The 11,142-nt window shown below is 47.8% G+C and carries 8 protein-coding genes; 7 read left to right on the plus strand and 1 reads right to left on the minus strand.

Annotated features, from left to right (window positions below; genetic code table 11):
• Positions 1 to 87: 87 nt before the first annotated feature.
• On the minus strand, positions 88 to 1,674 hold the full coding sequence (locus DK187_RS20545) for a cation:proton antiporter family protein (RefSeq protein ID WP_111609166.1): 1,587 nt from the start codon (positions 1,672 to 1,674) through the stop codon (positions 88 to 90).
• Between the two features lie 292 nt (positions 1,675 to 1,966).
• Here DK187_RS20545 and chvE point away from each other — a divergent pair, with 292 nt between their 5' ends.
• From chvE to DK187_RS20580, 7 genes are all read left to right on the plus strand, one after another.
• Positions 1,967 to 3,028, plus strand: coding sequence for a multiple monosaccharide ABC transporter substrate-binding protein (gene chvE, locus DK187_RS20550; RefSeq protein WP_111609167.1), 1,062 nt, complete (start codon positions 1,967 to 1,969; stop codon positions 3,026 to 3,028).
• A gap of 167 nt (positions 3,029 to 3,195) precedes the next feature.
• The gene (mmsA, locus tag DK187_RS20555; protein ID WP_111609168.1) at positions 3,196 to 4,719 is read left to right on the plus strand and encodes a multiple monosaccharide ABC transporter ATP-binding protein; all 1,524 of its coding nucleotides are present in this window, start codon (positions 3,196 to 3,198) and stop codon (positions 4,717 to 4,719) included.
• Positions 4,720 to 4,765: 46 nt separating this feature from the next.
• Positions 4,766 to 5,965 (plus strand): multiple monosaccharide ABC transporter permease, encoded by a 1,200-nt coding sequence (gene mmsB / locus DK187_RS20560; protein WP_111609169.1) that lies wholly within the window; start codon positions 4,766 to 4,768, stop codon positions 5,963 to 5,965.
• 27 nt (positions 5,966 to 5,992) lie between these two features.
• The gene (gene araD1, locus DK187_RS20565) at positions 5,993 to 6,961 is read left to right on the plus strand and encodes an AraD1 family protein (RefSeq protein WP_111609170.1); all 969 of its coding nucleotides are present in this window, start codon (positions 5,993 to 5,995) and stop codon (positions 6,959 to 6,961) included.
• Positions 6,958 to 7,728, plus strand: coding sequence for an SDR family NAD(P)-dependent oxidoreductase (locus DK187_RS20570; protein ID WP_111609171.1), 771 nt, complete (start codon positions 6,958 to 6,960; stop codon positions 7,726 to 7,728). Before araD1 ends, DK187_RS20570 begins: the two co-directional genes overlap by 4 nt.
• The gene (araD, locus tag DK187_RS20575; protein WP_111609172.1) at positions 7,725 to 9,485 is read left to right on the plus strand and encodes an L-arabinonate dehydratase; all 1,761 of its coding nucleotides are present in this window, start codon (positions 7,725 to 7,727) and stop codon (positions 9,483 to 9,485) included. The genes DK187_RS20570 and araD overlap by 4 nt, the downstream gene beginning before the upstream one ends.
• Before the next feature lie 23 nt (positions 9,486 to 9,508).
• Positions 9,509 to 11,017 carry an aldehyde dehydrogenase (NADP(+)) gene (locus tag DK187_RS20580; protein ID WP_111609173.1) on the plus strand — a complete coding sequence of 503 codons (1,509 nt, stop codon included), beginning with the start codon at positions 9,509 to 9,511 and terminating at the stop codon, positions 11,015 to 11,017.
• Positions 11,018 to 11,142 lie beyond the last annotated feature (125 nt).

The raw sequence follows: 11,142 nt of genomic DNA on the forward strand, positions 1-11,142 counted from the left end.
ATACGAGGCCCGTACGTACGGTTCTGTGAGAGGGATGAGGCGGCAACGCCTCACCCTACTCGATATGGTGCGTTCTACTGTTGAACGTTAAGCCGCTACAGCGTTTTCCTGTGGTCGAATCAATGCCAAGCTTTCTTCCGCAAAACCAGTACCGGCTTCGGTGTAGAAGTTGAAGACGTTGTCTATACCGGAGGCGAGTAGTATTTCTCGTTCGTCTTGGTAGCGGGCAATGGCGGCGATTTGGCCTTGGTAGTTGGCTTTGCGCAGCTGTATGGCGATGTTGGTGCTGTCTTCTGCGATGGGTAAGGCCAACATAATAAGGCGAATGCCTTTGGTGTCTAGGCGTTCCCACAGGTCAGCGTCTTCGCCGTCACCATAGAAGACATTTTCATTGGCTTCTTGCATCATTTTTATACGATTTTGGTCAGCGTCCATACCGGCGACGTTATGACCGATTAAACCTTTTAGCGACTCAAACGCACCACGTCCTACACGTCCAAGACCCACAATTAATACTTCTGCGCCTTTGGGTTGAGTAAAGATGTCTTCAGGCAAGCATTGGCTGCTTTCGAATTGACGAATAGTCTCTTTGTTTTTGCGGTAAAGTCTGTGGGATTGTCGGTAAATAATGCTAGTAATGACAAACGAAATTGACACAGCAAGTGCTAAAATGACCAGCCATTCTTTTGCTAGCCAGCCATTCGCTACGCTTAGTGCAACGACAATTAGGCCAAACTCGCTGTAGTTAGAAAGGATAAGAGAGGACAAGAAAGACGTTCGGCCACGCAATTTCATTTTTGTCATCAGGGCAAAGAAGAGAGCAAATTTCAATAGAAGGACTAAGGTGATGATAAAGCTCATGCCAATCATGCTAAAGGTTGGTAACGCCGTAAAGCCAATCGATAAAAAGAAACCGATGAGGAATAAATCTTTAAAGTTTGTTAACGATTTATTCATTTCCGTTGCTTTGGGATGAGAGGCTAACAAAATACCCATGATCAGCGCGCCTAGGTCGCCTTTTACACCAACAAGATAAAAGAGTTCATAGCCGCCTAATGCAAGAAATAGCCCAGTTAGCGGTAGCATCTCACCGTGTCCGGATTTGTCGACCATTTTGTTGATGAATGGTCGAATAAGCAGTAAGCCAAATAACCCCAATGCCCAAATGGAAGGGATTTTCCCCGTGGCTGCGACCAGAAAGATGACGGCTACGATGTCCTGCATAACCAGAATGCCTAACGCAAGTTGGCCATGACGAGTCTTCAATTCACCATTTTCTTCCAGTAGCTTCATCACACACACTGTACTAGAGAAGCTCAGTGCAAAACCGAGTAAAGCGGCAACTTTGTAATCTAGGACACCAAAATAGGGCAGGCTTAATGTCCCCAGTAACAATGCGATAGCAGCGAAAACCACACTCCATAATCCCATATGACTAAGAGTGCTGACCCAAACTTCGGGCTTGAGAAGGTCTTTAACGTGGAGCTTCAATCCAATACTAAACAGCATTAACGTAATGCCAATATTAGCAAGCGAGTCTAATGTGCTGCTTGCTTCCATGCCCATATAATTGAGCAAAAAACCCGCTAATAAAAAACCAATTAATGGCGGTAAATTGATCATTTTGACCGCCAGTCCGCAGACAAAGGCAAATAATATCCAAATAAATTCCATATAATCCTTCTGAATGAATGGGATAGGTAAAGGGTGAAATTATCATACGAAATTTGTGCGAGCCCTGCAGCAGCTAATACGCTTATTTGCCTTTTATTGCTTCACTCAATGACATATCAAAAAAGATATGCAGAACAACATTTATTCTATTTGATTGGTATGTTCATTTTGCCTACTCTGAGTGACAGGTTTTTTTAAGACCTGATTGGCTCTAAAAAATAACGATAACAAACCCTACGGCTGACACAGTTTGCCCTTTATGGCGCTTACTCGGCTGTAACAGGAGACGCTAATGAACTATCTAAAGAATGCCATTGCTGGTTTAGTTTTGGGTGCCACTGCGCTGAGTTCCGCGAGTGCCTTGGCGGCGAGTGGTTATGTTGGTATTGCCATGCCGACTAAATCGTCTGCCCGCTGGATCACAGATGGTGATTCCATGGTTAAACTCTTCCAAGACGCAGGCTACAAGGTTGATCTGCAATACGCCGAAGACGAAATTCCAAACCAGCTTTCTCAAATTGAGAACATGATCGTAAAAGGCGTTGATGTATTGGTCATCGCCGCGATTGACGGTACCACTCTTTCAAATGCACTGGAAAACGCTGATGCCGCCGGTATCAAAGTGATTTCCTATGACCGTTTGATCAAAAATAGCCCTCACGTAAGTTACTACGCCACCTTCGATAACTTTAAGGTCGGTGTATTACAAGCTAAGTCTTTGGTCAGTGGTATGGAGCAGCGTGGAGCGGGCCCTTACAACGTTGAATTGTTTGGCGGCTCACCTGACGATAACAACGCGTACTTTTTCTACGATGGCGCCATGTCTGTACTTCAACCTATGATTGATTCGGGTAAGGTGAACGTCGTTTCGGGACAAATGGGCATGGATAAGGTTGGTACCTTACGTTGGGACGGTGCAACCGCTCAAGCGCGTATGGATAACCTATTGTCAGCGCATTATACGACAAAACATGTTGATGGTATTTTGTCTCCTTATGACGGTATTTCTATCGGCATTTTGTCCTCTTTGAAAGGGGTTGGCTATGGTTCTGGTAATTTGCCCATGCCGATTGTGACAGGACAAGATGCGGAAGTGCCATCCGTCAAATCCATCATTGCTGGGGAACAATATTCCACTATTTTCAAGGACACCCGTGAATTGGCCAATGTGACAGTGGGCATGGTGCAAGCTGTATTGAATGATGCAAAACCGCAAATCAATGACACCAAAACCTACAACAATGGTATCAAGGTAGTGCCAAGTTATTTGCTTGAGCCGGTCACGGTGGATAAATCCAACTGGCAAGATGTGCTATTGGGCAGTGGTTATTACACCAAATCTCAAGTCGAATAAGCCTTTAATGAGTGAGCAAAGCCAAGCTTTTGTGAGCACAAAATTGGCTTTGCTCACGATATTGTAAAACGACTTTTATTTATCCTACTTTAACAATAATAAACCAGCGTATGCGTTACTTACTGCGAGTTAAAGCAGGAATAGCGCGTCTGCTAATGGGATGTTTTATGGAAAATATCATTTTGGAAATGCGCAGCATTACCAAGACATTTCCTGGAGTAAAAGCCCTCGACTCAGTGAACCTTAAAGTTCGTTCTGGGGAGATCCACGCTTTGGTGGGGGAAAACGGCGCGGGAAAATCCACTCTCATGAAGGTATTGAGTGGGGTTTATCCACACGGCAGTTACGATGGCGATATTCTTTTTAATAACGAGACCGTTGCCTTTTCCGGTATTAGGGACAGTGAAGCGAAAGGCATCATTATTATTCACCAAGAGTTAGCGTTGGTGTCACTTTTATCCATCGCTGAGAATTTATTTTTAGGCAACGAGAATGTGGAAGGTGGCGTCATTAATTGGCCGAAGACCTTCTCGCGTACTCAAGACTTGTTAGCCAAAGTAGGTTTGAAAGAGTCTCCATCGACCTTAGTGGGTCAACTGGGCGTTGGTAAACAGCAACTGGTTGAGATTGCTAAAGCCCTTGCCAAAGACGTGAAGCTATTGATTTTGGATGAGCCGACCGCGGCTTTGCAAGAGAACGACAGCGCCAAATTGCTTGATTTGCTACTGGAGTTAAAAGCACAAGGCATCTCTTCTATCCTGATCACCCACAAATTGAATGAGATCAGCCGAGTCGCAGACAGCATTACCGTGATTCGTGATGGTGCCTCTGTATCAACGTTGGACTGCCATGCGCAAAACATCAGTGAAGAAGACATTATTCGTGACATGGTGGGGCGTGATATGGCGCATCGTTATCCAGCGAGAGACAGCCAATTAGGCGAAACACTAATGGAAGTCAGCGGTTGGAACGTATGGCATGCCGATGCGTTGGATCGCCAGATGCTGCACGATATTGAATTTACGGTTCGTGCCGGTGAAGTCGTTGGGATCGCAGGGCTAATGGGGTCTGGACGAACGGAATTGGCAATGAGTCTGTTTGGTCAAAGCTACGGCAAAAATGTGCAAGGTGAGGTGCGTTTGCGTGGTGAAATCGTGGATCTATCAACCGTGCCAAAAGCCATCAAAAGTGGTTTGGCGTACGTGACGGAAGATCGTAAAGAGCTGGGCTTGATCCTAGAAGAAACCATTCAAACCAATACCACGTTAGCGAACCTGCCTCGGGTGTCGTCTTTTGGGGTCATCGATGAAAACATCGAGCGTCAAGTATCAGAAGATTACCGACAAGCACTGAATATTCGTACCCCAAGTGTGTTTCAAAAGGTGATGAACTTATCTGGTGGTAACCAACAGAAAGTCGTGTTGAGCAAATGGCTGTATTCACAACCAGATGTGTTGATTTTGGATGAGCCTACTCGTGGTATCGACGTGGGTGCCAAGTTTGAAATTTACAGCATCATCAATCAGCTTGCCGATGACGGTAAAGGCGTGGTGATGATTTCTTCAGAGATGCCAGAGTTGCTTGGCATGTGTGATCGTATTTATGTGATGAACGAAGGCCGTTTGGTTGGCGAGTTAGATAAAGCTGATGCGAGCCAAGAGAAAATCATGTCAATGATTGTGAAAGCCTAGCGATAGCAATAATAACGGCGAGAAGAATAATAGCGGAGCAATAATAATGACAACAAAAGAAACCTCTACAGCGGTCCAATCGGCACCTTCTGTTACTGACTATTTAAAGTCACACGTACGTGATTACGGTATGTTGATTGCGCTTGTGGTCATCATGGGGATGTTTCAGTTTTTGACCGATGGCATATTGATGCGTCCGGTTAACTTGACCAATTTATTTTTACAAAACAGCTACATCATTATCATGGCGATTGGTATGTTGCTGGTGATCGTCGCGGGGCATATTGATTTATCAGTTGGCTCTGTGGCGGGGTTCATTGGTGCATTGGCGGCAGTGATGGCGGTAAATTATAACTTACCTACTATTGTCGTTGTGCCTGTTTGCCTGTTGGTGGGCTTAATTATTGGCGGTTTGCAGGGCTACTGGATTGCCTATTGGAAGATTCCGGCTTTTATCGTCACCTTGGCCGGTATGTTGGTATTTCGTGGCTTGACGTTGACCTTGCTGGAAGGGCAATCCATCGGACCGTTTCCGGAAAGCTTTCAGCTTCTAAGTACCGGCTTTATTCCTGATGTGTTTGGGTCAGGACGGCCAAATATCACGGCGTTAGTATTGGGCGTTATAGCGGCCAGCGCCATCGTTTTCTTAGCGGCCCGTAGCCGTGCCAGAGCTCTTAAGTATGGCATTCAAGATGAGCCTTTTGCTTTCTTTATCGTGAAGAACGCTTTGATCGCCATTGCCATTATCTACCTATCTTACATGTTGAGTACGTATCGTGGTTTACCAAACGTATTGATCACCATGGCGGTACTGATCGCTATCTATACCTTTATTACAAACAGCACGACGATTGGTCGTCGTATTTATGCCCTAGGTGGCAACGTAAAAGCCGCCAAACTGTCAGGCATTAACACCGAACGTTTGACCTTTTTGACGTTTGCCAATATGGGGATGTTGGCTGCGCTTGCGGGGCTTATTTTTGCAGCTCGCTTGAACACGGCCACGCCAAAAGCCGGCTTTGCTTTTGAGTTGGATGTTATTGCGGCCGTCTTTATCGGTGGCGCTTCCATGACAGGCGGCGTTGGTAAGGTTATTGGTGCGGTGATTGGTGCTTTCATCATGGGTGTCATGAACAACGGGATGTCGATATTGGGTATAGGGATTGATTGGCAGCAAGTTATCAAGGGCTTGGTCTTGCTCGCTGCGGTTATCTTCGACGTCTACAACAAACAAAAAGCGCGCTAAAAACAAAAACGCGTTAAGGGGTGATTTATGTTGTTTCTATCTCAAATTAAACAAGGTGGTGTGGTGTGCCGTGAAGGCAATGAGGCACACCTTGTTCTTCAGGCATTGAGTGTCTACGAACTGGCTCAAGAAGCCGTTAAAAATGGCGTGCCGCTGAAGTCTGTTATTGCAAAGCATGGCTTGGGCGAGTCTGTGAACTTGGCAGAGCTGGCGAAAAATAATCAGTTAGATTGCCCAGTCCGTCATCCTGACCCAGCACACATGTATCTGACTGGTACGGGTTTAACGCATTTGGGCTCCGCCTCGACACGTAATGCCATGCATGCGAAAAGTGAAGAACTGACCGATTCCATGAAGATTTTCCAAATGGGCGTGGAAGGTGGCAAACCAAAAACCGGCCAAGAAGGCGTTCAGCCTGAATGGTTTTACAAAGGCAATGGCGCAGGCGTGATCGCACCAGGCGATGCCTTGCCTTCACCATCCTTTGCTTTGGATGGTGGTGAAGAGCCAGAAATCGCGGGTTTTTACTTGGTGGGCGAAGACGGCAAAGTGCATCGTCTTGGTTACACCTTGGCGAATGAATTCTCCGATCATATAACAGAGCGCCAAAACTATTTGTATCTTGCGCATTCAAAATTGCGTCCGGCAGCGTTTGGTCCTGAATTGCTGGTGGGCGAATTGCCCATGCACATTGATGGTCATTCACGCATCGAACGTGGTGAGAAAACGCTCTGGGAGAAAGGCTTTTTATCCGGTGAAGACAATATGTCGCACACCTTTAAAAACTTAGAGCATCATCATTTCAAATATGCGATTTTCCGCCAGCCTGGTGATTTGCATGTGCATATGTTTGGCACCGCGACCTTGTCTTTCGCTGATGGCATTCAAGCCCAAGAAGGCGATGTTTTTGAAATTTCCTCACCTACCTTCGGTTTGCCATTGCGCAATACTTTAGCGAAAGTGCGTGCCCTCGATACTGAGGTGACGCCATTATGAATAAGACCAACAGCGCCATTTACCCAGATTTAAAAGGTCGTTCAGTCTTTATCTCTGGCGGTGCAACGGGTATTGGTGCCGCCATTGTTGAGGCGTATGCCAAGCAAGGTGCGAAAACAGCGTTTGTTGACTTGGATGAAAAAGCCGGTACGGCGCTGGCCAAACGTCTGAAAAAAGACGGTCACGAGGTGCGCTTTGAGGTCTGCGACATTACTAACATCCAAGATTATCAGGGCAAAATTCGTGCGGCAGCAGACGCTTTTGGCCCTATTTCCGTGTTGTTGAACAACGCCGCTAACGACGTACGTCATTCTTTAGAATCCCTAACGGAAGAGCGCTTTGATGAGCTGGTTGGGGTGAACATCAAACACGCTATGTTTGCCGCGCAAGCCGTCGCGCCGATGATGCGCAAACTCGGTGGCGGTTCGATCATCAATTTTGGCTCAGTGGGCTGGATGATGGCGACAGCCGGTTATCCAACTTACGGCACGAGCAAAGCGGCGACCCATGGTTTAACTCGATCTCTGGCCCGTGATTTAGGCGGCGCTGGTATTCGGGTGAATACCTTGGTACCAGGCTGGGTGATGACAGAAAAACAACTGCGCATGTGGGTCGATGATGCAGCCGAAGAAAAAATTAAACAGAGCCAATGCCTAACAGGCAAGGTGCTGCCTGAACACATCGCCAATATGGCACTGTTTTTAGGATCTGATGCGGCGGCCATGTGCTCGGCGCAGAACTTTATTGTTGATGGAGGTTGGGTATGAGTGAGTCTGAGAAAAATAAGTTCGTACCAAAAGCATGGCCCCGAAAATTACGGTCAACCGAATGGTTTGGCGGTACCTCACGTGATCATATTTATCACCGCAGCTGGATGAAAAACCAAGGCCTACCGGCGGATTTGTTTGATGGTCGTCCCGTGATTGGCATTTGTAATACGTGGTCGCAGTTGACGCCTTGTAACGCTCATCTGCGTGAGCTTGCGGATCGTGTTAAACACGGTATTTATGAAGCGGGTGGTTTGCCACTAGAGTTTCCGGTGTTTTCGGTTGGGGAAAGTTCGCTGCGTCCAACGGCCATGATGTATCGCAACATGGCGGCGATGGACGTAGAAGAAGCTTTGCGAGCCAATCCGCTTGATGGTGTTGTCTTGTTAGCTGGTTGTGATAAGACGACACCTGCGCTTCTTATGGGCGCATGCAGTGTTGATATTCCTGCGATTGTGGTGTCTGGTGGCCCGATGTTAAACGGCTACTTCAGAGGCGAGCGGGTGGGTTCTGGCACGGCCTTATGGCAAATGTCGGAAGACATTAAAGCGGGCAAGATGACACAAGAAGATTTCCTTGAAGCGGAGCAGTCTATGTCTCGCTCAGCAGGGGGTTGTAACACCATGGGCACTGCGAGCACGATGGCTTCGATGGCTGAAGCCTTGGGTATGGCGTTATCGGGTAACGCCGCGATTCCAGCGGTAGACAGTCGTCGTCGCGTCATGGCACATCTTACCGGTCGTCGTATTGTTGACATGGTGAAAGACGATTTGAAACCGTCTGATATTTTGACTCGCCAAGCGTTTGAGAATGCGATTCGAGTCAACGGTGCGATTGGTGGTTCAACCAATGCGGTGATTCACCTGTTAGCGATAGCAGGGCGAGTAGGCGTAGATCTTAACCTAGATGATTGGGATAAGCTTGGACAGAACATTGCCACCATTGTGAACCTCATGCCGTCGGGCAAATATTTGATGGAAGAGTTTTTCTACGCGGGTGGTTTGCCTGTGGTGATCAAGCATTTAGCGGAAGCGGGCAAATTGCATAAAAATGCCATTACCGTGTCTGGCGAATCCATTTGGGACGAAGTAAAAGAGGTGCGTAACTGGAACCCAGATGTCATTCTTCCCGTTGAAAAAGCGCTGACACAAAAAGGCGGTATTGTTGTATTGAAAGGCAATCTTGCGCCATTAGGTGCGGTATTAAAACCGTCTGCGGCATCGGCGCATTTATTGCAGCATCGCGGCCGAGCCGTGGTGTTTGAAGACATCGATGATTACAAAGCCAAGATCAATGATGAGGCGTTGGATATCGATGAACACTGCGTCATGGTACTGAAAAACTGTGGTCCAAAAGGTTATCCAGGCATGGCGGAAGTGGGCAATATGGGCTTGCCGCCAAAAGTGTTGCGCAAAGGCATTAAAGACATGGTGCGCATTTCGGATGCACGTATGTCGGGAACAGCTTATGGCACCGTGGTTCTACATACGACACCAGAAGCCGCAGCGGGTGGCCCATTAGCCGTCATTCAAAATGGCGACATGATTGAATTAGACGTGGAAAACCGTCGTCTTCATGTGGACATTTCCGATGAAGAAATGGCAACACGTTTAGCAAACTGGAAAAGCCATTTGGAAGCACCAAAGAGTGGTTATATCAAATTATTCCATGATCACGTACAAGGTGCCGATACGGGCGCTGATTTTGACTTCCTAAAAGGTTGTCGTGGTGCCGCCGTACCAAAAGACAGTCATTAATTAAAAAGCAGAGAGGAGTGAGTATGTTAACGGGACAGCATTTTATTGCCGGTAAATGGGTAAAGGGCGACGCAACATTTTCTTCCGAGCCTTCGTCTGGGTCTTCTCATGAGTTTGCTGTGGGGCGTGTTGCTGATGTAAATGCGGCAGTAGAAGCGGCAGAAGCGGCCTTTGAAACGTTTGGATATTCTTCTCGCGAAGAGCGTGCCGCATTTCTGAATGCGATTGCTGACGAAATCGATGTGCTAGGCGATCAAATTACTGAAATCGGCGTGCAGGAAACGGGCTTACCAGCGGCACGGTTACAGGGCGAACGTGGCCGTACTACGGGTCAGTTACGCTTGTTTGCTGAGCGCATCTTATCGGGCGAATATTTAGATCGTCGTTATGATGAAGCCTTGCCAGATCGCGCACCGTTGCCGCGTCCAGATATGTACATGATCCAGCGTCCAATCGGCCCCGTTGCCGTATTTGGTGCGTCTAACTTTCCATTGGCGTTTTCAACGGCGGGTGGCGATACCGCTGCCGCGTTGGCGGCAGGTTGCCCTGTGGTGGTGAAAGGCCATTCTGCTCATCCGGGAACGGGCGAATTAGTGGCGCAAGCCATTGATAAAGCGATTCAACGCTGCAAGATGCCAGCGGGTGTTTTCTCATTAATTCAAGGTGGTAATCGTCAAGTTGGGCAAGCCTTAGTACAGCATCCACTCATTAAAGCGGTTGGCTTTACTGGCAGCTTGGCGGGTGGCCGTGCCTTGTTTGATTTGTGTGCGGCACGTCCAGAGCCGATTCCGTTTTTTGGTGAATTGGGTTCTGTAAACCCAATGTTTGTGATGCCAGAAGCCGTTAAAAATCGTGCGGAAGCATTGGGTAAAGGTTGGGCTGGCTCATTAACCATGGGTGCTGGGCAGTTTTGTACCAACCCAGGCATTGCGGTGATGTTAGATAACGCTGATTCAAAAGCCATGATAGCCGCAGCGAGTGCTGCCTTGTCTGAAGTCGCTGCGCAAACCATGCTAACCGACGGTATTGCTGATGCCTATCGTTCCGGTGTGGCGGCGATGGAAAAAACGGGCATTCAGGCGGTGGTGCGTTCAGCGGATACAGGTGATCGTACGGCTCGACCAAACTTATTCACGGTAACGGGTCAAGCGTGGTTGGATAACCCAACCTTGCATCAAGAGGTCTTTGGGCCACTTGGATTGATTGTCTTGGCGGACAGTGTTGAGCAAATGGTCGAGTTAGCTCGTCATTTGGAAGGGCAGCTGACTTGTACTATCCATCTTGATGAAGGCGATCATGCAGCGTGTCAGAAACTCTTGCCTGTGCTGGAGCGTAAAGCGGGGCGTTTGTTAGCGAATGGTTTTCCAACCGGTGTGGAAGTAAACGATACCATGGTGCATGGCGGTCCATATCCAGCGTCGACAAACTTCGGTGCCACCTCAGTGGGCACTTTGTCGATACGTCGTTTCTTGCGTCCCGTGTGTTATCAAAACATTCCAAAGGCTTTGTTACCGAAAGATCTTGTTGGCTAATGTTTGTTGAGATACCCAAGGCGGGGTTTGAGCGAGTGGTCTGTGCAGCAGGCGACTCGCTTTTTTTGTTTGCCCAGCGAAGCTGGCAAACCCGTCAGGTTGAAAGAAACCTGTCTCACCCCGAC

Source organism: Marinomonas arctica (assembly GCF_003259225.1).
Taxonomy (GTDB): Bacteria; Pseudomonadota; Gammaproteobacteria; order Pseudomonadales; family Marinomonadaceae; genus Marinomonas; species Marinomonas arctica.

What these genes read in the sequence shown, in the direction of transcription:
- araD1 (WP_111609170.1), top strand. Translation starts at nt 5,993, where the DNA reads ATGTTGTTTCTATCTCAAATTAAACAAGGTGGTGTGGTGTGCCGTGAA.
- mmsB (WP_111609169.1), top strand. Translation starts at nt 4,766, where the DNA reads ATGACAACAAAAGAAACCTCTACAGCGGTCCAATCGGCACCTTCTGTT.
- mmsA (WP_111609168.1), top strand. Translation starts at nt 3,196, where the DNA reads ATGGAAAATATCATTTTGGAAATGCGCAGCATTACCAAGACATTTCCT.
- araD (WP_111609172.1), top strand. Translation starts at nt 7,725, where the DNA reads ATGAGTGAGTCTGAGAAAAATAAGTTCGTACCAAAAGCATGGCCCCGA.
- chvE (WP_111609167.1), top strand. Translation starts at nt 1,967, where the DNA reads ATGAACTATCTAAAGAATGCCATTGCTGGTTTAGTTTTGGGTGCCACT.
- DK187_RS20570 (WP_111609171.1), top strand. Translation starts at nt 6,958, where the DNA reads ATGAATAAGACCAACAGCGCCATTTACCCAGATTTAAAAGGTCGTTCA.
- DK187_RS20545 (WP_111609166.1), bottom strand. Translation starts at nt 1,674, where the DNA reads ATGGAATTTATTTGGATATTATTTGCCTTTGTCTGCGGACTGGCGGTC.
- DK187_RS20580 (WP_111609173.1), top strand. Translation starts at nt 9,509, where the DNA reads ATGTTAACGGGACAGCATTTTATTGCCGGTAAATGGGTAAAGGGCGAC.